The organism is Agrococcus sp. BE272 (assembly GCF_031457935.1).
Taxonomy (GTDB): Bacteria; Actinomycetota; Actinomycetes; order Actinomycetales; family Microbacteriaceae; genus Agrococcus; species Agrococcus sediminis.
Map to the genome: position 1 here is coordinate 413,862 of NZ_JAVDXL010000002.1, position 24,675 is coordinate 438,536.

At 72.9% G+C, this 24,675-nt stretch carries 21 protein-coding genes and 1 other RNA gene; 12 read left to right on the forward strand and 10 right to left on the reverse strand.

Annotation, left to right across the window (positions count from 1 at the left end):
* Positions 1-13: 13 nt before the first annotated feature.
* Positions 14-1,102 (forward strand): hypothetical protein, encoded by a 1,089-nt coding sequence (locus J2X49_RS08425; RefSeq protein ID WP_310124933.1) that lies wholly within the window; start codon positions 14-16, stop codon positions 1,100-1,102.
* Here the strand turns inward: J2X49_RS08425 and J2X49_RS08430 are convergent.
* Positions 1,092-2,435 carry an MFS transporter gene (locus J2X49_RS08430; RefSeq protein WP_310124937.1) on the reverse strand — a complete coding sequence of 448 codons (1,344 nt, stop codon included), beginning with the start codon at positions 2,433-2,435 and terminating at the stop codon, positions 1,092-1,094. The genes J2X49_RS08425 and J2X49_RS08430 overlap by 11 nt on opposite strands.
* 69 nt (positions 2,436-2,504) lie before the next feature.
* On the opposite strand from J2X49_RS08430, the gene rnpB reads away from it, so the two are divergent.
* Positions 2,505-2,874, forward strand: an RNA gene (gene rnpB / locus J2X49_RS08435) — RNase P RNA component class A.
* Between the two features lie 88 nt (positions 2,875-2,962).
* Here rnpB and ppgK read toward each other — a convergent pair.
* Complete coding sequence (ppgK, locus tag J2X49_RS08440; protein WP_396131123.1) at positions 2,963-3,718, reverse strand: polyphosphate--glucose phosphotransferase; 756 nt, start codon at positions 3,716-3,718, stop codon at positions 2,963-2,965.
* 25 nt (positions 3,719-3,743) lie between these two features.
* Positions 3,744-4,613, reverse strand: coding sequence for a type I methionyl aminopeptidase (gene map, locus J2X49_RS08445; RefSeq protein WP_310124941.1), 870 nt, complete (start codon positions 4,611-4,613; stop codon positions 3,744-3,746).
* Between the two features lie 47 nt (positions 4,614-4,660).
* Between map and J2X49_RS08450 the strand changes: the two genes are divergently transcribed.
* On the forward strand, positions 4,661-4,891 hold the full coding sequence (locus tag J2X49_RS08450) for an SPOR domain-containing protein (RefSeq protein ID WP_128188669.1): 231 nt from the start codon (positions 4,661-4,663) through the stop codon (positions 4,889-4,891).
* Positions 4,892-4,904: 13 nt separating this feature from the next.
* Positions 4,905-5,087 (forward strand): AAA family ATPase, encoded by a 183-nt coding sequence (locus tag J2X49_RS12945; protein ID WP_396131272.1) that lies wholly within the window; start codon positions 4,905-4,907, stop codon positions 5,085-5,087.
* Positions 5,088-5,176: 89 nt separating this feature from the next.
* Here J2X49_RS12945 and J2X49_RS08455 read toward each other — a convergent pair whose 3' ends face one another.
* Positions 5,177-5,686: a DUF1697 domain-containing protein gene (locus J2X49_RS08455; protein WP_310124944.1), complete on the reverse strand. Its 510-nt coding sequence runs from the start codon at positions 5,684-5,686 to the stop codon at positions 5,177-5,179.
* Positions 5,687-5,690: 4 nt separating this feature from the next.
* Positions 5,691-6,551 carry a 3-methyl-2-oxobutanoate hydroxymethyltransferase gene (panB, locus tag J2X49_RS08460; RefSeq protein WP_310124946.1) on the reverse strand — a complete coding sequence of 287 codons (861 nt, stop codon included), beginning with the start codon at positions 6,549-6,551 and terminating at the stop codon, positions 5,691-5,693.
* Positions 6,552-6,619: 68 nt separating this feature from the next.
* On the opposite strand from panB, the gene J2X49_RS08465 reads away from it, so the two are divergent.
* Genes J2X49_RS08465 through J2X49_RS08475 form a run of 3 tightly spaced genes read left to right on the forward strand, consistent with a single transcriptional unit; the run spans position 6,620 to position 11,117 of the window.
* On the forward strand, positions 6,620-7,951 hold the full coding sequence (locus J2X49_RS08465) for a glutamine synthetase family protein (protein ID WP_310124948.1): 1,332 nt from the start codon (positions 6,620-6,622) through the stop codon (positions 7,949-7,951).
* 3 nt (positions 7,952-7,954) lie between these two features.
* The gene (locus J2X49_RS08470) at positions 7,955-10,864 is read left to right on the forward strand and encodes a bifunctional [glutamine synthetase] adenylyltransferase/[glutamine synthetase]-adenylyl-L-tyrosine phosphorylase (protein WP_310124949.1); all 2,910 of its coding nucleotides are present in this window, start codon (positions 7,955-7,957) and stop codon (positions 10,862-10,864) included.
* A gap of 49 nt (positions 10,865-10,913) precedes the next feature.
* Positions 10,914-11,117 carry a zinc-ribbon domain-containing protein gene (locus J2X49_RS08475; RefSeq protein WP_310124951.1) on the forward strand — a complete coding sequence of 68 codons (204 nt, stop codon included), beginning with the start codon at positions 10,914-10,916 and terminating at the stop codon, positions 11,115-11,117.
* A gap of 61 nt (positions 11,118-11,178) precedes the next feature.
* Here the strand turns inward: J2X49_RS08475 and glnA are convergent, their stop codons facing one another.
* Together glnA and J2X49_RS08485 are read right to left on the reverse strand one after the other, a co-directional pair.
* Positions 11,179-12,603, reverse strand: a complete 1,425-nt coding sequence (glnA, locus tag J2X49_RS08480) for a type I glutamate--ammonia ligase (protein WP_310124954.1) — start codon at positions 12,601-12,603, stop codon at positions 11,179-11,181.
* A 101-nt stretch (positions 12,604-12,704) separates the two neighbouring features.
* On the reverse strand, positions 12,705-13,394 hold the full coding sequence (locus J2X49_RS08485) for a DUF4191 family protein (protein WP_310124957.1): 690 nt from the start codon (positions 13,392-13,394) through the stop codon (positions 12,705-12,707).
* Between the two features lie 94 nt (positions 13,395-13,488).
* Between J2X49_RS08485 and J2X49_RS08490 the strand changes: the two genes are divergently transcribed.
* Positions 13,489-14,856: a hypothetical protein gene (locus tag J2X49_RS08490; protein ID WP_310124959.1), complete on the forward strand. Its 1,368-nt coding sequence runs from the start codon at positions 13,489-13,491 to the stop codon at positions 14,854-14,856.
* Here J2X49_RS08490 and sucB read toward each other — a convergent pair.
* The 3 genes from sucB to J2X49_RS08505 all read right to left on the reverse strand — a co-directional run bounded on the left by sucB (position 14,853) and on the right by J2X49_RS08505 (position 19,763).
* A complete protein-coding gene (sucB, locus tag J2X49_RS08495; RefSeq protein ID WP_310124961.1) occupies positions 14,853-16,814 on the reverse strand; it encodes a 2-oxoglutarate dehydrogenase, E2 component, dihydrolipoamide succinyltransferase in 1,962 nt (653 codons plus the stop codon). The genes J2X49_RS08490 and sucB overlap by 4 nt on opposite strands.
* 22 nt (positions 16,815-16,836) lie before the next feature.
* Entirely contained in the window at positions 16,837-18,210 is a 1,374-nt protein-coding gene (gene lpdA, locus J2X49_RS08500) for a dihydrolipoyl dehydrogenase (RefSeq protein ID WP_310124964.1), read from the reverse strand.
* A gap of 104 nt (positions 18,211-18,314) precedes the next feature.
* Complete coding sequence (locus J2X49_RS08505; protein WP_310124966.1) at positions 18,315-19,763, reverse strand: leucyl aminopeptidase; 1,449 nt, start codon at positions 19,761-19,763, stop codon at positions 18,315-18,317.
* A gap of 62 nt (positions 19,764-19,825) precedes the next feature.
* Here J2X49_RS08505 and J2X49_RS08510 point away from each other — a divergent pair, with 62 nt between their 5' ends.
* The 4 genes from J2X49_RS08510 to J2X49_RS08525 all read left to right on the forward strand — a co-directional run bounded on the left by J2X49_RS08510 (position 19,826) and on the right by J2X49_RS08525 (position 24,641).
* Positions 19,826-20,746, forward strand: coding sequence for a PAC2 family protein (locus J2X49_RS08510; RefSeq protein ID WP_310124968.1), 921 nt, complete (start codon positions 19,826-19,828; stop codon positions 20,744-20,746).
* Positions 20,743-22,071, forward strand: a complete 1,329-nt coding sequence (locus tag J2X49_RS08515) for a nitrate/nitrite transporter (RefSeq protein ID WP_128190496.1) — start codon at positions 20,743-20,745, stop codon at positions 22,069-22,071. Before J2X49_RS08510 ends, J2X49_RS08515 begins: the two co-directional genes overlap by 4 nt.
* 178 nt (positions 22,072-22,249) lie before the next feature.
* Positions 22,250-23,704 carry an RNA polymerase sigma factor gene (locus tag J2X49_RS08520; protein ID WP_310124971.1) on the forward strand — a complete coding sequence of 485 codons (1,455 nt, stop codon included), beginning with the start codon at positions 22,250-22,252 and terminating at the stop codon, positions 23,702-23,704.
* Positions 23,705-23,816: 112 nt separating this feature from the next.
* On the forward strand, positions 23,817-24,641 hold the full coding sequence (locus tag J2X49_RS08525) for an amino acid ABC transporter substrate-binding protein (protein WP_310124974.1): 825 nt from the start codon (positions 23,817-23,819) through the stop codon (positions 24,639-24,641).
* The last annotated feature ends 34 nt before the right edge of the window (positions 24,642-24,675 follow it).

Consider the following 24,675-nt stretch of genomic DNA (forward strand, 5'->3'; position numbering starts at 1 on the left):
GGGGATGGTCGCGATGCGGGTCGTGGACGTCGCCGATCGGGCGGCCTTCGACGCCTTCGTGCGGCTGGGCCTCGACACCCACGGCGGGCGGGCGGTGCCGCTGCGCGAGCGCCGCCTGCGCGACTGGTTCCGCGGCACCTCCTCGCATCCGCATCCGGTCTCGCTCCTCCTCGCGCTCGACGGCGAGCGGCCCGTCGGCCGCGCGGTCGTGCATCGCGACGACCGGCTCGACGCGCGCCTCGGCACGCGCGCGCAGGTGTTCGGCGCCATCGCCGCGACCGACGCGCCCGTCCTGCACGCGCTGCTCGACGAGGCCGATCGGCGCGCGCGCGCGAGCGGCGCGTCGGAGCTGTTCGGTCCGGCGCAGCTGCTGCCCGCCCAGTCCGGGGGCGCGGTGACGGGGGCGTTCGAGGAGCGCGGGTTCCTGGATGCGCCGTGGAACCCCGCGTGGGTGCCCGAGGCGCTCGAGGAGCGCGGGATGCGCCGCTGGTACGAGGCCGACACCTGGATCGTCGACGTGGTCGACGAGGAGGGGCCGAGCGACGCCGAGCTCGACGCGGCCGGGATCCGCATCGACGAGGTGACGCGCGTGGGGCTCGCGCAGGGCATGCGCGCCCTGCTGCCGCTGCTGAACGACTCCTTCGCGCAGCTGCCGTACTTCACGCCGCTCAGCAAGGCCGAGCTCGATGAGTGGACGGCCGGCATGTGGCTGCTGCACGAGGAGGGGCTGTTCCTCATCGCCCGCGACGAGGACGAGGTGCCCGTCGCCTTCGTGCTCGCGGTGCTCGACGCGAGCCCCCTGCTGCAGCGCTCCGGCGGCCGGCTCGGCCCGAGCGAGGCGTGGGCGCTCGTCGCGCGCCGGCGCGAGCTGCGGCGGGAGGCGGTGCTCGTGGTGCAGGGCGCGCGGCACGACGCGCAGGGCAGAGGCATCGTGACGCTCCTGAGCCGGCGCCTGCACGCGAACCTCGCCGAGCTCGGCTGCGCGACGCTCCGCTCGACGCAGGTCGGCCGGCTCAACCTCGGCTCCGCGCGGCAGTTCGCGCGCTTCGGCGGTCGGCCGCTCCACTCGACGGCCTACTACCGGGCGCCGGTCAGCGGCTGAGCGGCGCCGGCTCCCGCTGCCCGACCGAGCCGAGGTCGATGCCCTTCGTCTCCGGCATGAGCCAGACGGCGACCGCCGACGCGAGGGCGACGAGCACGAAGTAGAGGATGAAGACCCACTGCAGCCCGGCGCCGAACAGCCACTGGTTGAGGTAGAGCGCGCTGCCGCCGAAGACCGCCACCGACAGCGACATGGCGATGCCGATGCCCTTCGCGCGGTAGCGGGTCGGGAACTGCTCGGCGAGCAGCGCCGAGTAGATCGAGTTGCCCATCGCGACGAACGCGAGCGCGATCGACTGCGCCACCAGCAGGGTCCAGGGCTCCGACGAGATGAGGCCCATGAGCGGGAAGCTCAGCACCACGAACCCGAGCGAGAAGCCCAGCGCCACCGGCCGCCGGCCGATCCGGTCGCTCAGCCAGCCCATGAGCGGCATGAGGCACACGCAGAGCAGCTGCGCCGCGAACGACGACGCGAGGGCAGCGGATGCGTCCATGCCGTGCTGCAGCGTCGCGAGCGACGAGGCGGCGGTCAACCAGGTGTAGAAGACGAGCGAGATCGCACCGACGAACCAGAAGACGCGGAACGACGCCCGGAGGATCGCGCGGCGGGCGGCGGGGTCGAGCGGCGCCTCGGCGACGGGCTCGCTGCGCAGCTCCTCCTCGAACTGCTCGGTCTCCATCATCGTGCGGCGCAGCACGAGCACCACGATCGCCAGCACCGCTCCGATCCCGAACGGCACGCGCCAGCCCCACTCGGTCATCGCATCCGTGCCGAGCCCGGTCGTGAGGCCCCAGCCGAGCGCGCTCGCGAGCATCGAGCCGACGAGCACGCCCATCGCGAGCGTCGACGACCACAGGCCGCGGCGCTCCGCAGGCGCGATCTCGGCGATGTAGGTGTAGCCGGCGGTCGACTCGGCGCCGTGGGCGACGCCCTGGGCGAGCCGGGCGACGAGCAGCAGCACGGAGGCGAGCACGCCCACCGACTCGAAGGTGGGCAGCACGGCGATCAGCAGCGACGCGCCGCTCATCGTGAGCATCGTCGAGATCATCACCCAGCGCCGGCCGAAGCGGTCGGCGAGGTAGCCCGCGAGCACGCCGCCGAGCGGGCGGAAGACGAAGCCGACGCCGAAGATCGCGAAGGTCATGAGCAGCGCCGAGCCCGGGTCCTGCTGGTCGAACAGGTTCGCGGTGAGGTACGCCGTGAAGACGACGTAGATGTTCCAGTCGAACCACTCCAGGCCGTTGCCCACCGCGGAGGCGAGCATCGAGCGGCGGCGGAGCCGTGCGGAGGCCGGAGCGACGGGGACGGCGGCGGGTGCGGCGGGAGCAGTCACTCGCTCGATTGTAGTTGCACCGAGGCCAGAAACTGCACGCGTCCCGCGCGGTACCCTGGGGGCAGCGAATCGGTCGGCCAGGCGGCCGCGTCGCGGCGGCGGCTCCGGCTGGCGCCGTGCCGAGGAACGTCCGGGCTCCGCAGAGCAGGGCGGTGGATAACGTCCACCCGGGGCAACCCGCGAGAAAGTGCAACAGAGAGCAGGTCCACCCGCCGGGGTCCCGATCCCGGCGGGCCAGGAGTGAAACGGTGGGGCAAGAGCCCACCAGCGTCGCGTGCGAGCGCGGCGGCTAGGCAAACCTCGCCCGGAGCAAGACCAGACAGCGGATCACGGGGCTGCTCGTCCCATCCGCGGGTAGGTCGCTAGAGGGCTGCAGCGATGCATCCCCGAGAGAGATGGCCGTCCACGACAGAACCCGGCGTATCGGCCGGCCGGTTCGCCCTCATCCGTCGAGCTTCCCCGAGCGCCGGGATTCCCCTCCGGGAACCCGCGATGCGGGGAAGCTCGACGTCGGCGGGCGCTGGGCGTCAGACGCCGCGCGCGAGCGCCGCGGCGCCGATGATGCCCGCGTTGTTGCGCAGCATCGCCGGCACGATCGGGGTGTCGAGGCGCAGCAGCGGCAGGAACATCTCCGAGGACTTCGAGACGCCGCCGCCGACGACGAACAGGTCGGGCGAGAAGATGAACTCGAGGTGGCTGTAGTAGCGCTGCAGGCGCGCGGCCCACGCCTCCCAGCTGAGGCCCTCGGTCTCGCGCGCCCGGTTCGACGCGCGGGTCTCGGCGTCGTAGCCGTCGAGCTCGAGGTGCCCGAGCTCGGCGTTCGGGATGAGCACGCCGTTGTAGATGAGCGCACCGCCGATGCCGGTGCCGAGCGTCGTCATGATCACGAGGCCCGACGCATCCTTCGCCGCGCCGTAGTGGTCCTCGGCGAAGCCGGCGGCGTCGGCGTCGTTGACGAAGTGGATGTCGCGGCCCAGCGCCTGCTCGAACAGCCGCTCCGCCTCGAGCCCGATCCACGCCTTCGAGACGTTCGCGGCGCTCATCGTGCGGCCGTGGCGCACGATCGCGGGGAAGGTCACGCCGATGGGCGTGTCGGCCTCGACGTCGAGGCGCCCCACGAGCTCGACCACCGCGTCGCGGATGTCGTCGGGCTCGCCGCCGACCGGCGTCGGCACCTTGACCCGGTCGCTCAGCAGCGTGCCCTCCGCCACGTCGACGAGGGCGGCCTTCACGCCGGTGCCGCCGATGTCGACGCCGACTGCCATGTGCTTGGACTTGGTCACGGCGACGATCCTGCCACGGATCGGATCACGCCGATGGCAGGGTGAGGATCTCGGCGCCCGTCTCGCGCACCACGATCGTGTGCTCGAACTGCGCGGTGATCGAGCGGTCCTTCGTGACGACGGTCCAGCCGTCGTCCCAGCCCTCCCACTCGTGCGTGCCGAGGGTGAGCATCGGCTCGATGGTGAACACCATGCCGGGCACGATCTCGGTGTCGTACCGGTCGGTGTCGTAGTGGGGGATGATGAGCCCCGAGTGGAACGACGTGCCCACGCCGTGGCCCGTGAAGTCGCGCACCACGCCGTAGCCGAAGCGCTTCGCGTACATCTCGATCGCGCGGCCGATCACGTTGACGCGGCGGCCGGGCATCGCGGCGCGGATGCCGCGGCGCAGCGCCTCCTCCGTGCGCTCGACGAGCAGCGCGACCTCGTCGGAGGCCTCGCCGACGACGAAGGTGCGGTTCGAGTCGCCGTGGACGCCGTCCTTGAACGCGGTGATGTCGATGTTCACGATGTCGCCGGCCTCGAGCACCGTGTCGTCGGGGATGCCGTGGCAGATGACCTCGTTGACGCTCGAGCACACCGACTTCGGGTAGCCGCGGTAGCCGAGCGTGGAGGGGTAGGCGCCGTGCCGGGTGACCCAGTCGTGGCCGATCGCGTCGAGCTCGTCGGTCGTGATGCCGGGCCGCACGGCCCGGCCGACGGCGGCGATCGCGTCGGCGGCGATCGTGCCGGCCGCGCGGATGCGGTCGATCGTCGCCTCGTCGTAGACGTCGCCCCCGACGTGCTTCGCGGGCGCCGGCCGCCCGACGTACTCGGGCCGGGCGATGGATGCGTCGACCCGGCGCTCGGGGCCGATGCGGCCGGGGATGAGGTGACCTCCAGCGTCCTTCGGCATAGTGTCCATCCTAGGCAGACGGTTCCATCCCACCCGAGGAGGACGGCATGGCGGAGTACTGGTACAACCTCGAGACGGGCGTCGTCGAGGAGGGCATGGTCTCTCCCGGCTACGACCGGGCCGGGCCCTTCTCCTCCCGCGAGGAGGCCGCGCGGGCGCCCGAGATCATCGCGCAGCGCTCACGCGAGTGGGCGGCCGAGGACGCCTCCGACGACTCGTGGGGCGAGGGCTCCGAGGGCGGCGCCGAGGCACCGGAGGACGACCCGGCGCAGCGCTGACGCCGTGGCCCTCGTGCACCTGCTCGTCGGGCTGAACGGCGCCGGCAAGAGCACGCTCGCGCGATCGATCGCGAAGCGTGACGGCGCGGTGCGCCTCAGTCTCGATGCCTCGATGCGGCAGCTCCACCCCGCCGGGCGACGCAGACGTGGAAGGCATGCGCGTGGTGGTCCACGGCTGAGCGCTCGATCGGGCTGAGCGCCTCCTCGAGCGGCATGGGCGGCCGACGGCCCGCTCAGCCCGATCGAGCGCGCGGCGTCATCGCGCGGTGACCGCCCGATCGCTGCTCAGGCCGCCGCGAGGACCTTCCGCAGCGTGCGGAGGTTGCGGGTCGTGACGCGGTCCTTCGCAGTGTGCTCGAGCGCCGTCGCGAACGGGCTCGTGAGGGTCGTGCCCTTCGGGTTCGACCAGTAGACGACCCCGGCGCCGGCCGCGATCGCCTCGCCCTCGCCGGCCTCGAGCGCGTCGAGCTCGCGGGCGACGCCCGGCTCGAGCTCGAGCACCACGTAGGGCGTGTGCGCGTCGTCCTCCGCGTGCGGGTAGGCGTCGACGATGCGCTGGAGGTCTGCCATCGGCAGGCCGAGCACCCGGATGCGCCTGCCGTACCGCGCCTCGAGGCCGCGCTCGGCCGCCTCGGCGGCCGCCGGCGCATCCGTCGCCGTCACGACCGCGTTGCCGCTCGCGAGCACCGTGCGCACCTCGCCGAGGCCGGCCTCCTCGAGCACGGCGCGGAGGTCTGCCGAGCGCACCGAGACCCCGCCGACGTTGACGCCGCGCAGCAGCAGGGCGACGCGCACGTCGCTACTCGTACTCGTGCTCGGACGCCGGGTACTCGCCCGACGAGACGTCCTCGCGGAAGGCGTTCGCGGCGTCCTCGAGCGTCTGCGCGAGCTGCGCGTACTGCTTGACGAAGCGGGGGATGCGGCCGGTCGTGAGCCCCGCCCAGTCGGTCCAGACGAGCAGCTGCCCGTCGCAGTGCGGGCCCGCGCCGACCGAGATCGTCGGGATCGTGAGCGCCTCGGTGACGGCTCGCGCCGCCTCGGAGGGCACCATCTCGAGCACGACGGCGAAGGCGCCCGCCTCCTCGACGGCCCGCGCGTCGCGCAGCAGCTGCGCCGCGCCGCGGTCGCCTCGGCCCTGGATCACGTGGCCGCCGAGCCCGTGCTCCGACTGCGGCGTGAAGCCGATGTGCGCCATCACGGGGATGCCGGCCTCGACGATGTGACGGATCTGCTCGGCCGAGCGCTCGCCGCCCTCGAGCTTCACGGCATGCGCGCCCGTCTCCTTCATGAAGCGGATCGCGGTGTGCACCGCCTCGCGCGGGTTGGTCTCGTACGAGCCGAACGGCAGGTCGGCGATCACGAGCGCCCGCTTCGCGCCGCGCGCGACCGCGCGGGTGAGGGGGATGAGCTCGTCGACGGTCACGGGCAGCGTGGTGTCGTAGCCGAAGACGGTGTTGCCGGCGGAGTCGCCCACGAGCAGGAAGTCGATGCCCGCGCGGTCGAAGATGCCCGCCGTGAGGTGGTCGTAGCTCGTGAGCCCGGTGATCTTCACGCCGTCGCGCTTCGCCTGCTGGAAGTGCCGGATGCGCACGCGCTTCGGCCCTGCCGAGCCGCCGCCGTAGGGGGCTGCCTGGTCCTGTGCGCTGTCGCTCGCTGCCATGCCCCGAGCCTAACCGCACGCCCGGCCGCGACCACTAGCCTGAGGGGAGGTCAACAGGGGGGACGCGGATGGACAAGCAGCGGGACTTCGTGCTTCGCACGATCGAGGAGCGCGGCGTGAAGTTCGTGCGGCTGTGGTTCACGGATGTGCTCGGCACGCTGAAGTCCGTCGCGATCGCGCCCGCCGAGGTCGAGGGCGCCTTCACCGAGGGCCTCGGCATCGACGGCTCGTCGATCGAGGGGCTCTCGCGCTCCTCCGAGGCCGACGTCATCGCGAAGGCCGACCCGTCGACGTTCCAGATCCTGCCGTGGCGCGGCGAGATCGACCCGACCGCGCGCATGTTCTGCGACATCTCGACGCCCGACGGCCTGCCCGCCGCCGCCGACCCGCGGCACGTGCTGAAGCGCACGCTCGCGAAGGCCGCCGATCGCGGCTTCAGCTTCTACACGCACCCTGAGTGCGAGTTCTATCTGCTGAAGTCAGCCGACGTCGCGCACCCCGAGCCCGTCGACCGCGCCGGCTACTTCGACAACGTGCCCGGCGGCACCGCGCACGACTTCCGCCGCGCGAGCGTGCGCATGCTCGAGGACATCGGCATCTCGGTCGAGTTCAGCCACCACGAGGCGGGCCCGGGCCAGAACGAGATCGACCTGCGCTACGCCGACGCGCTCTCGACCGCCGACAACATCATGACCTTCCGCACCGTGGTGAAGGAGGTCGCGATGCAGGAGGGCGTGTACGCGACCTTCATGCCGAAGCCGTTCGAGGGCCAGCCCGGCAGCGGCATGCACACGCACATGTCGCTGTTCGAGGGCGAGCGCAACGCCTTCCACGACCCGGCGGGCGAGTACCGGCTGTCGAAGGTGGGCCGCCAGTTCATGGCGGGCCTGCTGCACCACGCGCCCGAGATCACCGCCGTCACGAACCAGTTCGTCAACTCCTACAAGCGCATGTGGTCGGGCGACGAGGCCCCCAGCTACGTCAGCTGGGGCCACAACAACCGCTCGGCGCTCGTGCGCGTGCCGCTGTCGAAGCCGAACAAGGCGCAGTCGGCCCGCGTCGAGTACCGCGGCCTCGACTCCGCGGCGAACCCGTACCTCGCGTTCTCGGTGCTGCTGGCCGCGGGCCTCAAGGGCATCGAGGAGGGCTACGAGCTGCCCGACGAGGCGATCGAGGACATCTGGCAGCTCTCCGACCGCGAGCGGAAGGCGCTCGGCTACAAGCCGCTGCCCGCGAGCCTCGACCGAGCGATCGGCGCGATGGAGGAGTCGGAGCTCGTCGCCGAGACGCTCGGCGAGCAGGTCTTCTCGTTCTTCGTGCGCAACAAGCGCGAGGACTGGCAGCGGTACCGCGCGCAGGTGACCCGGGTCGAGCTCGAGTCGAACCTGCTCTCGCTGTAGCGCATGCGCGTCCCCTCGCCGCGGACCCGCCTGGCGCAGCTGGGCTTCCGCGAGCCGAGCCGTGCCGAGGCGTGCCTCGACGAGCTGCCGGAGTCGCTCACGGGCCTCGTCGACGAGTGCTCGCGCGCCGCCGACCCCGACACGGCGCTGCAGATGCTCGTGCGGCTCGTGCGCGCCGGGATCGACTTGTCGGCCGCCACGGGCGACGAGGCGTCGCGCGCGTCGCTCATGCGGGTGCTCGGCGGCTCGCTCGGCATCGCCGAGCACCTCGAGCGGCACGCCGAGGATCTCGACGTCGCCGCCCGCCCGTCGCCGCCGGTCGGCGCCGACGACTACCGCGCGAGCCTGCTGGAGGCGGTGGAGTCCGCCGACGGCGTCGCGCGCACGCCGAAGGACGCCGCCGTCGCCGCGATGCGCGGCCGCTACCGCCGCCACCTGACCGAGCTCGTCGCGTGGGACCTGGGGCTGCCCGACCCGGTGGAGCACGTCGAGCGGGTGTCGACGGCGCTCGCCGACCTGGCCTCCGCGGCGCTCGAGGCGGGGCTCGCGATCGCCCGCGCCGCCGCGAGGGAGCGCTTCGGCGAGCAGGCCGACGGCGTGCGGCTCGCGGTCATCGGCATGGGCAAGACCGGCGCGCGCGAGCTCAACTACCTGAGCGACGTCGACGTCATCTGGGTGCACGAGGCCGACGGCGTCGACGACCCTGCCGCGACCCAGATCGCCACGCTGCTCGCGCGCGAGACCGCTGCGGCGTGCGCGCAGTTCCAGGCGGCGCCGCCGCTGTGGGAGGTCGACGCGAACCTGCGCCCCGAGGGCAAGGACGGCGCGCTCACCCGCACGCTCGCCTCCCACGTCGCCTACTACGAGCGGTGGGCGAAGTCGTGGGAGTTCCAGGCGCTGCTCAAGGCGCGCGCGATCGCCGGCGACCGGCAGCTGGGCGCCGCCTACGAGGAGGCCGTGCGGGCGAAGGTGTGGGAGTCGTCGGGCCGCGAGGGCTTCGTCGAGTCGGTGCAGCGCATGCGCGAGCGCGTCACCGAGCACATCCCCGCCGACGAGGTCCCCCGGCAGCTGAAGCTCGGCCCCGGGGGCCTGCGCGACATCGAGTTCACCGTGCAGCTGCTGCAGCTCGTGCACGGCGCCGACGACGAGAGCCTGCGCCAGCGAGGCACGCTCGAGGCGCTCGACGCGCTGGCCGCGCGCGGCATCATCGGGCGCGCCGACCGCGACGAGTTCGGCGCCCACTACCGGTTCCTGCGCGTGCTCGAGCACCGCATCCAGTTCTGGCGCATGCGCCGCACGCACCTCATGCCCGTCGAGCAGGACGAGCTGCGGCGGCTCGCGCGCACGGCGGGGCTCGCGGATGCGTCGGCGCTCGACGAGCGGTGGCAGGCGGTCCGGCGCGCGGTGCGCACGCTGCACGAGCGGCTGTTCTACCGGCCGCTGCTCGGCGCGGTCGCGTCGCTCGCGCACGACGACGTGCGGCTCACGCCCGAGCACGCCGCGCGCCGGCTGCGCGCCTCCGGCTACGTCGACGCGAAGGGCGCGCTCGGGCACATCGCCGAGCTCACCGGCGGCGTCAGCCGGCGCGCGCAGATCCAGCGGCTGCTGCTGCCGGTGCTGCTCGGCTGGTTCGCCGAGGGCGTCGATCCCGACATGGGCCTGCTGTCGTTCCGGCGGCTGAGCGAGGCGCTGGGGGAGAGCCCCTGGTTCCTGCGCATGCTGCGCGACTCGCCCGTCGCCGCGCGGCGCCTCACGCGGCTCCTCTCCTCATCGAAGCTCATCGGTGCGCTCATGGAGCGCATCCCCGAGGCGGCCTCGTGGCTCGACGACGACGACCAGCTGCGGCCGCGCTCCGAGGAGGCGCTGCGCGACGAGGCCGCCGCCGTGCTCGCCCGCCACGCCGGCGACGCCGACGCGCTGCGGCGGGCCCTGCGCACGCTGCGCCGGCGCGAGCACCTGCGCGTCGCGATGGCGAGCGCGCTGCAGCGCATCGACGAGTCGGCGGTCGGCGCGGCCCTCACCGGCATCGCCGCGGCCCTCGTCGACGCAGCCATCGCGCTCCACCGGCCCGAGGGCCTCCGGCTCGCGACGATCACCATGGGGCGCACGGGCGGCCGCGAGATCGGCTTCGGCAGCGACATCGACGTCATGCACGTCGTGCGCGGAGAGGGCGACCCGGTCGCAGCCGCGACCGCCATCATCCGCCGCGTGCAGGAGACGCTCGCCGACCCGACGCTGCCGTTCGAGATGGATGCGGGGCTGCGGCCGGAGGGCCGTCAGGGCCCGCTCGTGCGCACGCTCGAGAGCTACCGCGCCTACTACGAGCGCTGGTCGGAGCCGTGGGAGGCGCAGGCGCTGCTGCGGGCGCGCCCCTTCGCCGGCGACGCCGAGCTCGCCGGCGAGCTCATGGCCGTCATCGACGAGCGCCGCTACCCGGCCGACTTCCCGGCGTCGTCGGTGCGCGAGGTGCGCCGCATCAAGGCGCGCGTCGAGGCCGAGCGGCTGCCGAGGGGCGCCGACCGGCGCCGGCACCTGAAGCTCGGGGACGGCTCGCTGAGCGACGTGGAGTGGCTCGTGCAGCTGCTGCAGCTGCGGCACGCCGGCCATGAGGAGAGCCTGCGCACGACGTCGACGCTCGAGGCGCTCGCCGCGGCGGCGCGCGCCGACCTGGTCGGCGACCGCGACGCCGAGACCCTGCGGGCCGCGTGGAGCCTGGCCACGCGCATCCGGAACGCCCTCGCGCTCGCGCGCGCCCGCTCGACCGACCTGCTGCCGGTCGACCGCGACGAGCTCGAGGCGGTCGCGCGCCTGATCGGCATGCCCGCGCACTCCGCGCAGGCGCTCGAGGAGGAGTACCTCGCGACGACGCGCCGCGCGAGGCGGGTCTTCGACCGCCTGTTCTACGAGGACTGATCCACCGCTCGCGCGGCCGGCGTCGAGGAGCGGCGCCTATCCTGGCGCGATGCTCTTCATCTTCGGCTTCGGCGGCAAGCAGCGCGACCTCGGCCCGGGCGCGACGCGCACGTGCCCGCGCTGCGGCAACACGACCGTCTGGTCGCGGGTGCAGACCTTCCAGCAGTTCACGCTGTTCTTCATCCCCATCGCCCGGTGGCGCCGCCGCGAGCTCGAGGCGTGCGGCATCTGCGGCGAGGCCGTCGCGCTCTGAGCGCATAGAGGGGCCGGGTCCCCCCAAGGAACCCGGCCCCCGTCAGTGCGCCGCGACGGCGTCAGACCCCGTAGTAGAGCTCGAACTCGAACGGGTGCGGACGCTGCGCCATCGGCAGGATCTCGTGCTCGCGCTTGTACGCGATCCAGGTGTCGATCAGGTCCTTCGTGAACACGTTGCCCTCGAGGAGGAACTCGTGGTCCTGCTCGAGCGCGACGAGCGCCTCCTCGAGCGTGCCGGGCACCTGGGGGATGTCCTTGGCCTCCTCGGGCGGCAGCTCGTAGAGGTCCTTGTCGACCGGCTCGTGCGGCTCGATGCGGTTCTTGATGCCGTCGAGGCCGGCCATCATCTGCGCGGCGAACGCGAGGTACGGGTTCGACGCGGCGTCGGGAGCGCGGAACTCGATGCGCTTCGCCTTCGGGTTCGAGCCGGTGATGGGGATGCGGATGGCCGCCGAGCGGTTGCCGGCCGAGTAGACCAGGTTGACCGGCGCCTCGAAGCCCTTCACGAGGCGGTGGTACGAGTTGATCGACGGGTTCGTGAACGCGAGGACCGCCGGCGCGTGCGCGAGCAGGCCGCCGATGTACCAGCGGGCGACGTCGGAGAGGTTGCCGTAGCCGTTCTCGTCGAAGAAGAGCGGCTTGCCGTCGAGCCACAGCGACTGGTGCGTGTGCATGCCCGAGCCGTTGTCGCCGAAGAGCGGCTTCGGCATGAACGTCGCCGTCTTGCCCCACTCCTCGGCCGTGTTCTTCACGATGTACTTGAAGGCGAGGATCTCGTCGGCCGCCTTCACCATCGTGTTGAAGCGGTAGTTGATCTCGGCCTGGCCGCCGGTGCCGACCTCGTGGTGGCTGCGCTCGACCTGCAGGCCGATCGCCTCGAGCTTCAGCACGATGTCGTCGCGCAGGTCGGCCTGCTTGTCGACCGGCGAGACGGGGAAGTAGCCGCCCTTGTACGGGGTCTTGTTGGCGAGGTTGCCGCCCTCCTCGACGCGACCGGTGTTCCAGGCGCCCTCCTCGGAGTCGACCGAGTAGAACGACTGGTTCTGCGTCACCGAGTAGCGCACGTCGTCGAAGATGTAGAACTCCGCCTCGGGCGCGAAGAACGCGGTGTCGGCGATGCCGGTCGAGGCGAGGTACTGCTCCGCCTTGTGCGCGACCTGGCGCGGGTCGCGGTGGTAGATCTCGCCCGTGCGCGGGTTGTAGATGTCGAAGATCATCACGAGCGTCTTGTGCTCGCGGAAGGGGTCGACGTACGCGGTCGTCACGTCCGGGATGAGCTGCATGTCGGACTCGTGGATGTTCGCGAAGCCGCGGATCGACGAGCCGTCGAACAGCTGGCCGACCGTGAAGAACTCCTCGTCGACCGTCGACGCGGGGATGTTGAAGTGCTGCTGCACGCCCGGCAGGTCGGTGAAGCGGATGTCGAGGAACTTCACCTCCTCGTCCTTGATGTAGGCGAGGACCTCGGAGGAATCCTTGAACATGATGCTCCTGACTTGCGGTTGGGGGTGGGCGAATGCCGTGCCTTCGACGCTACGCAGGAGCCGTTGCCCGCCGGTGACGCCGATGTTTCGGCGGTGTTACGTCAGCGGGGGCGGCCGGGCCGCACCCTGCGCGGGTCGATGCCCTTGGGGATGGGCAGGTTCGCCTGGCCGAGCGACGTGAGCCGGTTCGCGACCGCCATCACCTCGGCGCGCGACAGCGTGCGCTTCAGGCGGCGCATCGTGCGCGTCAGGCGGCGCAGCGGCGTGGTCGAGTCGGGGCCGATCTCGACGACGTGGATCGGCACGTTCGGCACGATCCGCTTGACCTTGCGCTGCTCGTCGGCGAGCAGGCGGGCGACGCGCTCGCGCGGCCCCTCCGCGATGAGCACGACGCCGGGCTTGCCGACGGCGCGGTAGATCGCGTCCTGCGTGCGCGGGTTCACGGCGACGGGCATCTCGCTCGTCGTCCAGTTGCCGCGCAGGCCGTTCTTCAGCACGGCGCCGACGGCGCCGGGGCGGCCCTCGATCTGCGCGAACGCGATCTTCTCGGCCCGCCAGGTGAGCATCATCATCATCAGCATCAGGCCGATGAGCACGCCGGAGATGATCCAGAGCACGAGGAACAGCGGGTCCTGGCGCAGCGCGATCGCGAGCACCGTGACGAGTGCGATCGGGCCCAGGAGCGCCAGCAGCATCAGCGGCAGCGCGGCCCGGTCGTTCCTGCGGGTCATCTGGAAGATCGACCACATCGTCTTGAGCCTGCCGGGCTCCTTCTCGCTGTCGCGTGCCATGCCGTCCAGGATACCGGCGCGGGAGCGGCCCGCTCTCCACAGGCGGTCGCGCGCAGGCCCCGGCGCCGCGCGCCCCGGTGGCATGGTCGCGGCCGTGGACGACGAGGGAGCGACGGGGCCGGCGACGATCGCCGGGCTGCAGCTGGTGCGGGCGCTGCGGCACGACGGCGAGCGCGAGGCGTGGGTGGCGGCGGATGCGTCGGGCGCGGCGGTCGAGGTGCATCGCAGCCGGGCGGGCGCCGACGACGCGCTCGCCAGGGAGACCGAGGCGGTGCTGGCCGCCGCGCATCCGCACCTCGTGCCCATCCTCGACGTCGCGACCGACGGGGGAGCGGTGGTCATCCGCCCGCTGCTGCCGCGCGACCTGGCCGTCTGGCTGGTGCAGCGCGGCGCGCCCGCGCCCGGAGAGGCGGTGACGGCGCTCGCGCCGGTCGCGGCCGCGCTGGCCGCACTGCACGCGGTCGGCGCCGCCGTCGACGGGTTCGGCGCGCAGGACGTGCGGCTCGATCCCGACGGCGCCCCGCTCCTGCTCGCGGCGGGCGCGCGGGTCGAGACGGCGAGGCCGACCGAGGCGTGGCGCGACGCGAGCCCCGCGGTCGCCGCGGATGCCGACGCGTGGCGGCGCCTCGCGGCGACCGTCGTCGAGGCGGCCGGCGCCGCGCTGCCGGCGGCGGTCGAGACCGCCCTCGAGCGGCGCGACCTCGCTGCCGCGGGCGAAGCGCTGCTCGCGGCCTGGCCCGCGCTGCCGCTCGCGCTCGACCCGCCGTCCGCGCGCGGCGAGCACGAGCATCGCGCCGGAGTGCGCGGCGTCCAGAGGCACGGAGCCGGGATGCGCCGCCGCGACCGCGCGGGTGGCGTCGACGCGCTCTGGTCGCGGGCCGCGCTGCTGCTCGACCGCGCGGCGGCACGGGGCGGCCCGCTGCTCGAGCGCGCACGCGGGGCTGCCGGCTCGGTGCGCCCGAGGTTCTGGGCGGTCGCGGTCGCGAGCGCCGTCGCCGGCGCGATCGCGCTCGGGCTCGCGCTGCCGGCGGGCTCGGCCGGCGCAGGCGCCCCGTCCGACGATGCCCCTGCCGCGACCGCGTCGACCGAGCCCGCGATCACCGCGCCGACCGATCCGCCTCGCGCGCCCGACGCGCCCCATGCCGCCGATGCAGCAGCCGGCGCCGCGACTGCGGATCCGCTCGCGGGAGCGGCTGCCCTGCTGGCCGAGCGGGAGGCGTGCCTCGACGCCGGCGACGCCGCGTGCCTCGTCGGGCTGCACGAGGCCGACAGCCCGCAGCTCGTCGCCGACGAGCCGTGGCGGATGCCCGACGACGGGCGCCTCGAGGTCGCGCAGCGGCTGGGCGACGCGTGGCTGCTGCGGGTGGTCTCCGAGACGGCACCGGCCTCGGTGCTCGCGATGAGCACCGAGGCCGGTTGGGTGCTGCGCGACGCGTGGTCGGCGCAGCCGGGGTCTGGCTAGACCTCGAAGGCGCCCTCCTCGAGCCGGGCCTTGACCTGGCCGAGGTAGCGGGCCGCGTCGGCGCCGTCGATGATGCGGTGGTCGTACGACAGGGCGAGGAACACCATCGAGCGGACCGCGATCGAGTCCTGGCCGTCGACCTGCACGACCACGGGGCGCTTCACGACCGTGCCGACGCCGAGGATGGCGCGCTGCGGCTGGAAGACGACCGGCGTGTCGAACAGCGCGCCGCGCGAGCCCGTGTTCGTCAGCGTGAACGTGCCGCCGGCGAGCTCGTCGGGGCTCAGCTTGTTGTCGCGGGTGCGCTGCGCGAGGTCGGCGATCTCGGCCGTCAGCTCGCGGATGCTCTTCGAGCCCGCGTCGCGGATGACCGGGGTCAGCAGGCCCCGCTCGGTGTCGACCGCCATCGAGAGGTTCTCGGTGTCGGGGTAGGTGATCTGCTCGCCGTCGTCTGTGGCGTTGATCAGCGGGTGAGACTTGAGCGCCTCGACCGCCGCCTGCGTGAAGAACGGCAGGAACGTCAGCTTCTGCCCGGTCTCCTCCTGGAAGGCCGCCTTCTTGGCATCGCGGAGCTTCGCGACCTTCGTCACGTCGACCTCGACCACGGTGGTGAGCTGGGCGAGCGTCTGCATCGACTCGACCGCGCGCTTCGCCACGACCTTGCGCAGCCGCGACATCGGCGCCGTGGTGCCGCGCAGCGGCGACACCTCTACCTCGGCGGCGGATGCCGCGGGGGCCTCGGCCGCAGCCGGTGCCTCGGTGGGCTTCGCCTCGGCGGCGGCCAGCACGTCCTCCTTGCGGATGCGCCCGCCCACGCCGGAGCCGGTCAGGCTCGCCAGGTCCACGCCGCGCTCGTTCGCGAGCTTGCGCACGATGGGCGTGACGTACGGCGAGCCGGAGGAGCTCGGCGCCGGTGCTGCCTGCGCCGGTGCTGCCTGCGCCGGTGCTGCCGGTGCCGCGGCGGCCGGAGCCGCGGGCGCGGGGGCTGCCGGAGCCGGCGCTGCCGGTGCCTTGGGTGCGGCAGGCTGCGCGGGCGCTGCCTTCGGCTCCTCGGCCTTCGGCTCAGCCTTGGGCGCCTCCGCCTTCGGTGCCTCGGCCTCGGGAGCCTTGGCGGGCTCGGGCTGCTCGGTGGAGGGCTCGGCGGGCTCGGCCTGCGGGGCCGGTGCTGCGTCCTGCGCCTGCGCGGAGCCGTCGGCGTCGGCCGGCGGCTCGTCGGCCTTCGGCTCGTCGGCCGGCGCGGCCGCCGCTCCGCCCACGCGGGCGATGACGGCGCCGACGTCGACGGTGTCGTCCTCGTCGGCGAGCAGCTCGGTGATGGTGCCGGCGACGGGCGAGGGCACCTCGGTGTCGACCTTGTCGGTCGAGACCTCGACGATGGGCTCGTCGACCGCGACCTCGTCGCCCACGGCCTTGAGCCAGCGGGTGATCGTGCCCTCGGTGACGCTCTCGCCGAGCGCGGGGAGCGTGATGTCGGTGCCGCCGCCCGCTGAGGGCTTCGCCTCGGCCGCGGGCGCCTGCTGCGGGGCCTCCTCGGCCTGCTCCGCCTCCTGCGAGGGGGACTCCTGCGCCTCGGCGGCCGACTCCTCGTCGGCCTCCTGGTCCGCCTCGGGGTCGGTGCCCTCGGTGGCGGTCTCGGCGGCGGGCTCCTCGGCCGGAGCCTCCTCGGCAGGGGCCTGCTCGGCCGGCGCCTCCTCGGCAGGGGCCTGCTCGACCGGCGCGTCGCCGGCGTCGCCGACGCGCGCGATGACCGCGCCGACCTCCACGGTGTCGTCCTCGTCGGCCAGGATCTCGGTGATGGTGCCGGCGACGGGCGAGGGCACCTCGGTGTCGACCTTGTCGGTCGAGACCTCGACGATGGGCTCGTCGACCGCGACCTCGTCGCCCACGGCCTTGAGCCAGCGGGTGATCGTGCCCTCGGTGACGCTCTCGCCGAGGGCGGGAAGCTGGATGTCAGTCATGCGGTGATCTCCTGTGGCTCGATCAGATGGCGTGGAGGGGCGTGCCGGCGAGCTTCAGCATCGTCTCGCCGAGGGACTCGTGCTGCGTCGGGTGCGCGTGGATCAGCTGCGAGACATCCTCCGGGTACGCCTCCCAGTTGACGATCAGCTGCGCCTCGCCGATCAGCTCGCCGACGCGGCGGCCGATCATGTGCACGCCGACCACGGGGCCGTCCTTGACGCGCACCGCCTTCACGCTGCCCGTCGTGCCGACGATCTCGCTCTTGGCGTTGCCGCCCAGCGAGTACTCGTAGCTCTCGACCTTGTCGTCGCCGAACTCCTCCTTGGCCTTCGCCTCGGTGTAGCCGATGGATGCGACCTCGGGGTCGGAGTAGGTGACCTTCGGGATGTTGCGGTCGTCGACGAGCCGCGGCGACAGGCCCGCGATCTCCTCGGCGACGAAGATGCCCTGCTGGTAGCCGCGGTGCGCGAGCTGCAGGCCCGGGACGATGTCGCCGACGGCGTAGACGCCGGGCACGGAGGTCTGCAGGCGCTCGTCGACCGTGACGAAGCCGCGGTCGAGCTGTACGCCGACCTCCTCGTAGCCGAGGCCGGCCGTGACGGGGCCGCGGCCGACGGCGACGAGCAGCAGGTCGGCGTCGATCGTCTCGCCGCTCTCGAGCGAGACGTGCACGCCCGAGTCGTCCTGCGTGACGCCGGAGAAGCGCGCGCCGAGCTTGAACTGGATGCCGCGCTTCTTGTAGGCGCGCTCGAACTGCTTCGAGACCGACTCCTCCTCGTTCGGGACGAGGTGGGGGAGGCCCTCGATGATCGTGACCTCGACGCCGAAGGAGCGCCAGACGCTCGCGAACTCGACGCCGATCACGCCGCCGCCGAGGATCGCCGCGCGCTGCGGGATCCAGTCGAGCTGCAGCGCCTGCTCGCTCGTGATGACGTTGCCGGTGATCTCGAGGCCCGGGAGGGTCTTCGGGTAGGAGCCGGTCGCGAGCACGATGCTCGAGCCGGTGAGGGTCTGGTCGCCGACCTGCACGGTCGTGGGGGAGGTGAGCTTGCCCTCGCCCTCGAACACCGGGATGCCCTTGGCCTTGATGAGGCCCTGCAGGCCCTTGAACTTCTTGGAGACGATGCCCTCGCGGAACGCGGTCACGCGCTGGATGTCGATGCCCTTGAGCTCCGCGTCGACGCCCGCCTCCTCGGAGTCGCGCACGACGTCGGCGACCTCGGCCGAGTGCAGCATCGCCTTCGTGGGCACGCAGCCCTTGTGCAGGCAGGTGCCGCCGAGCTTGTCCTTCTCGACGATCGCGACGGTCTTGCCGAGCTGCACGGCGCGCAGCGCCACGGCGTAGCCCGCGCTGCCTCCGCCCAGGACGACGATGTCAAAGCTCTGATCGGACACGCACTCGCTCCTTATGATCCTTCGTCGCCGCGCCGGTGGGCGCGGCGGTGCAGGGCAGTTCTTGCCCGTGCCAGCCTAGTCGGAAGCACCTCGGAGTTCGTCGATCACTCGGCCGAGCGCGACATCTTCGACAGCATGCGCAGCAGCCCGCGCGCGGTCACGCCCGTCGCGCCCACCGGCGTGAACCCGAAGGCGGAGCCGGTGTTCGTCGAGGGGCCGGCGATGTCGAGGTGCGCCCACGGGATGCGCGCGCCGTCGCGCTCGCCGATGAACTCCGCGAGGAAGGCTGCCGCCAGCAGCATGCCGCCGGCGCGGTTGCCGACCTTGGCGTTCGCGAGGTCGGCGACCTCCGAGTCGAGCATCGGCAGCATCTCCTCGGGGATGGGCATGGGCCACAGCTGCTCGCCCACCTCGCGGCCCGCGCGCAGGACGGCGTCGACGAACGCGTCGTCGTTGCCCATCACGCCGCTGACGCGGTTGCCGAGCGCGATCTGCTGGGCGCCGGTGAGCGTCGCGACGTCGATGATCGCGTCGGGCATCGCCTCGCTCGCGAGCACGAGCCCGTCGGCCATCACGAGGCGCCCCTCGGCGTCGGTGTTCGTCACCTCGACGGTGGTGCCGCCGCGCATGGTGATGACGTCGTCGGGGCGCGTCGACGTCGACGAGACGAGGTTCTCGGCGAGGCACAGGTGCGCGGTGATGCGGATGGGCAGTTGGAGCGCCGCCGCGGCGACGACGACGGCGTGCACCGTCGCGGCCCCGGTCATGTCGTACTTCATGTGCTGCATCGACGCGGCGGGCTTCAGCGAGAGGCCGCCGGAGTCGAAGGTGATGCCCTTGCCGACCAGCACGACGTGGCGGGTGGCGTTCTCGGGCGCGTGCTCGATCGTGACGAGCCGCGGCGGGCGGCTCGAGCCCTGGCCGACGGCGAGGATGCCGCCGAAGCCCTCGCGCCGCAGCCGCTCCTCGTCGCGCACCACGACGCTCAGGCCCGCGGCCTCGCCCTCGGCGACCACGCGGTCGGCGAACTCGACGGGGCTCAGGAGGTTGGGCGGCGTGTTGGCGAGGTCGCGCGTCGTCCACACCGCCTGCGATGCGGCCTGCGCCATGGCGACGACCGTCTCGGTCACCTCGGCCTCGCCGGCGACCACGGCGATCTCGAGCACGCCGGGCCGCTGGTCGCGCTTCAGCCCGGTGTAGCGGTACGCGCCGAGCGCCGCGCCCTCGAGCACCGCGAGCACGTCGTCGGTCGTCGTCACCGGGAGCGCGAGCGCGAGCGACGGCACGTCGCGGAGCGCGCGCACCGCGGCGCCGGCGACCTCGCGCAGCCGTGCCGACGAGAGGTCGTCGCCGAGGCCGACGAAGGCGACGGCACGGCCGTCGACGACGGCTCGGGTCACCTGCTCCCGCTTGCCGGTGATGGCGAGGCCCGAGAGCAGCTCGGGGTCGAAGCCCTGGGCGGCGGGCTCGTCGCCGGCGGTGACGCCGTGCACGGTGAGCTCGGCGGTGGCGTCTTCGGGGCGGGCGATGATCGAGAGCGCGGGGATGGGCATGGGTCACGAGGATACCGGCGACGTCGGGCTCCCCCTCCGCGGCCCATCACTAGGCTGGAGCCGTGTTCGAACCGCACGAGCTGACACTGGCCCTCGAGGACCTCGAGACGGTGCCGCGCGGGCTCGACCTCGTGATCGCGATCCACGGCTTCGTCGACGCCGGCGCCGCGGCCGAGGCCGCCGCCGCCGCGATCCTCGACACGCTCCCGCACCGCGGCATCGTCGAGTTCGACACCGATCTCCTCATCGACCACCGCTCGCGCCGGCCGCGGATGCTCTTCAACGAGGACCACATCGAGGAGTACCTGCCGCACACGCTCACGGTGCTGCTGGTCGAGGACGACGCGGGCGCGCCCTTCCTGCTGCTGACGGGCCCGGAGCCCGACTGGATGTGGGAGCGCTTCACCGACGCCCTGCTCGAGCTGCTCGAGCACCTCGAGGTGGCGTCGACGACGATCATCACCTCGATCGGCATGCCCGTGCCGCACACGCGCCCGCTCGTCTCGACGGTCTCGGGCAACCGCACCGAGCTGATCGAGCAGTACTCGGCCTGGCGCCCCGTGTCGTCGGTGCCCGCGTCGGTCATCCACCGCATCGAGCACCGCCTGCAGGGCACGGCTCCCGTGGCGACCTTCACGGTGCTCGTGCCGCACTACGTGGGGGAGTCCGGCTCGGCCGGGCCCGCGCTCGCCGCGCTCGAGGGCGTCACGAGCGCGACCTCGCTCGCCTTCCGCACGGAGGAGCTGCGCACCGCCGACCGCGAGTTCCAGCAGCTCGTCGCGCAGCAGATGGAGACCAACGAGGAGCTGCAGCGCGTCGTGCGCACGCTCGAGGCCCGCTACGACGCGTTCATGGCGCAGACGTCGGTGCGCTCACCGCTGACCGACGAGGACGGCTCGCTGCCGAGCGCCGACGAGATCGCCGAGGAGCTCGAGCGCTACCTGCAGGAGCGCCGGCGGCCGGGGCCGGATCCGCTGGCATGAACAGCGCCCGCTCCTGGCTGGTCTGGGGGGTCGGCGCGATCGCCTACATGATGGCGATCCTGCACCGCTCGTCGCTCGGCGTGGCCGGCCCCGCCGCCGCGGAGCGCTTCGAGGTGGCCGCGACCCTGCTCGCGACGCTCGGCGCGGTGCAGGTCGGCGTCTACGCCGCGATGCAGGTGCCCGTCGGCGTGCTGCTCGACCGCTTCGGGCCGCGCGTGCTCATCGCCTCCGGTGCGGCGATCATGGTCGGCGGCCAGGCGATGGTGGCCCTCGCCGAGGACCTGCCGCTCGCGATCGCCGGCCGCGTGCTGCTCGGCATCGGCGACGCCGCCACCTTCATCTCGGTCATCCGGCTGCAGTCGGGGTGGTTCCGCGGGCCGATCGTCGCGCAGATGTCGCAGTGGACCGCCACGACGGGGCAGGTCGGGCAGCTCATGTCGGCCATCCCGTTCGTCTGGCTGCTCAACGAGATCGGCTGGCGGCTCTCGTTCGGCACGCTCGCGGTCGCGGGTGCGGTCATCCTCGTGCTCGTCCTGCTCGTGGTGTTCGACGCGCCCCGGGGCGGGGCGCCGGCGACCGGCTCGATCGACGTCCCCGAGGGCTGGTGGCCGCGGCTGCAGGCGGCGTTCCGCCAGCCCGGCACGCGGCTCGGCTTCTGGACGCACTTCTCGCTGCTCGCCTCGACGAACGTCTTCCTGCTGCTGTGGGGCTTCCCGATGCTCGTCGACGGGCTCGGCTACTCGCAGCCCGACGCGGCTCGGCTCATGACGGTCGTGGTGGTCACCGGCATGGTCGTCGGGCCGATCGTGGGCATCGCGACGGCGCGGTTCCCGCTCCGCCGCTCGACGCTCGTGCTGTGCATCGTCGGCATCGTCGCGCTCACGTGGGCCGTCGTGCTCGTGTGGCCCGGGCATCCGCCCACCTGGCTCGTCGTCGTGCTCGTCGTCGTGCTCGGCATCGCCGGCCCGGGCTCGACCGTCGGCTTCGACTTCGCGCGCACCTTCAACCCGCTGCGCGTGCTCGGCTCGGCCAACGGCGTCGTCAACATCGGCGGGTTCCTCGCGTCGTTCGCGATCATGCCGGCGGTCGGCATCATCCTCGACGTCGTGCACTCGGTGCGCACCGCAGCGGGGGAGCAGGTCGGGCTCTACGACTGGGACGCCTTCCGCATCGCGCTCTCGTCGCAGTTCGTCGTGCTCGCGCTCGGCTTCGCGATGGTGGTGCGGATGCGCCGCATCACGCGCTCGAGGCTGCGCGAGGAGGGCATAGAGGTCGCGCCCGTGTGGCAGGCGATCGCCCGCCGGATGCGCCGTCGCGGGCACTGAGGCGGCGCTCCGGGCACTCGGGGAATGCGCATGCCACATGCGGCGCTATACTGTCAAGACCGACCCAGTCGAGACCGGCGCCCGCCGCCGGACTTGACATGGGTCATTCGACTGCCCTCAGTCCGGATCGCGCACGATCCACGACGGGGCCAGGCGCCCGAGACCCACCGGAGGACGCATGCCAGCCAAGGAGACCACCGCGAGCTCGCGCCGCAGCACCGCGAAGGCCGCCGAGCCCGAGCAGGCGACCGGCGCCGAGGCTCCCGCCGCGAAGGCGGCGCCGAAGACGGCCGCGAAGGCGCCGGCGAAGACCGCCGCCGCGAAGACCGCCGCCGCGAAGACCGCCGCCGCCAAGGCGCCGGCGAAGGCCGCAGCCGCGAAGACGACCGCCGCCAAGGCGCCGGCCGCGAAGGCGACCGCCGCGAAGACCACGGCCGCGAAGACGGCAGCGGCGAAGACGACGGCCGCCAAGACGACTGCCGCGAAGGCGAAGGCGACCCGCGCCAAGTCGGGCGACGAGGCGGAGGACGTCGAGGCCGCCGCCGCGAAGCCCGCGCGCGGCGGGCGCCGGAAGGCCGCCGAGCCCGAGGTCGAGGAGACCGAGGAGGTCGCCGAGGAGGCCGAGGCCGAGGAGGAGGAGGAGGTCCACGTCGAGAAGCTGCCGACGGGCGCCCTGCGCCTCTCGGGCGACGACGACGAGCCCGCCGCCACCCAGATCACCGGCGCCACCGCCGACCCGGTCAAGGACTACCTGAAGCAGATCGGCAAGGTCGCGCTGCTGAACGCCGAGCAGGAGGTCGACCTCGCGATGCGCATCGAGGCGGGCCTCTTCGCCGAGGAGAAGCTCTCGCTCGAGCCCGACCTCGACTGGCAGCTCAAGCGCGACCTCACCCGCATCGCCCGCGACGGCCAGCGCGCCAAGAGCCACCTGCTGGGCGCCAACCTGCGTCTCGTGGTCTCGCTCGCGAAGCGCTACACCGGCCGCGGGATGCAGTTCCTGGACCTCATCCAGGAGGGCAACCTGGGCCTCATCCGCGCGGTCGAGAAGTTCGACTACACGAAGGGCTTCAAGTTCTCCACGTACGCGACGTGGTGGATCCGCCAGGCGATCACCCGCGCCATGGCCGACCAGGCGCGCACGATCCGCATCCCGGTGCACATGGTCGAGGTCATCAACAAGCTCGCCCGCGTGCAGCGCCAGATGCTCCAGGACCTCGGCCGCGAGCCGAGCCCCGAGGAGCTGGCACGCGAGCTCGACATGACCCCCGAGAAGGTCATCGAGGTGCAGAAGTACGGCCGCGAGCCCATCTCGCTGCACACGCCCCTCGGCGAGGACGGCGACAGCGAGTTCGGCGACCTGATCGAGGACACCGAGGCGGTCGTGCCAGCCGACGCCGTGGGCTTCACGATGCTGCAGCGCCAGCTCGAGTCGCTGCTCGACTCGCTCTCGGAGCGCGAGGCGGGCGTGATCCGCATGCGCTTCGGCCTCGGCGACGGCATGCCCAAGACGCTCGACCAGATCGGCGACACCTTCGGCGTGACGCGCGAGCGCATCCGCCAGATCGAGTCGAAGACGATGGCGAAGCTGCGCCACCCCTCGCGCTCGCAGCAGCTGCGCGACTACCTGGAGTAGGCCGCACCGGCATCCAGCGCGCACAGGCCGCCCCGTTCCCCGGGGCGGCCTGCGTCGTCTCCGGGGTCGCTCGTGCTCTAACATGGAGTGTTGCCCCCAAGAAGGAGAAGTCATGACCCACGCCCGTCCCGCGGTCGTCCTCGCGGCCCTCGCCGCCGCATCCGTCGCCCTCGTCGGCTGCTCGTCGGGCTCCGAGCCCGCCGCGAGCGGCGAGCCGAGCTCGACCGGCCTCACCCTCGAGCAGGTGCAGGAGGCGGGCGTGCTCGTCGTCGGCACCGAGGGCACCTACTCGCCGTTCTCGTTCCACGAGGGCGGGGCAGGCGAGCTGACCGGCTACGACGTCGAGGTGATCACCGCGGTCGCGGAGGAGCTCGGCGTCGAGGTGGAGTTCCAGGAGACCCAGTGGGACGCGATCTTCGCGGGCCTCGACTCCGGCCGCTTCGACGTGATCGCCAACCAGGTCTCGATCACGCCCGAGCGCCTCGAGCGCTACGAGTTCAGCACGCCGTACACCTACTCGCCGGGCGTGCTGATCGTGCCCGAGGACAGCGACATCACCGGCTTCGACGCGCTCGAGGGCCGCTCGAGCGCCCAGTCGCTCACGAGCAACTGGGCCGAGGTCGCCACCGATGCGGGCGCCGACGTCGAGGAGGTCGAGGGCTTCGCCCAGGCCGCCGAGCTGCTGCGCCAGGGTCGCGTCGACGCCACGATCAACGACCGCCTGACCTTCCTCGACTACGAGCAGTCCCAGGGCGGCGAGACGGGCCTCGAGGTCGTCGCCGAGACCGAGGAGGTCAGCGAGAGCGCCGTCGCGTTCCGCGCCGGCAGCGAGTCGCTCGTGGCAGCGGTCGACGAGGCGCTCGCCGCGCTCGCCGCCGACGGCACGCTCGCCGAGATCTCGGAGCGCTACTTCGGCGAGGACGTCTCGCAGCCGTGACGGGCGCACCTCGCGGACCGCGGCCCCGGCGCTC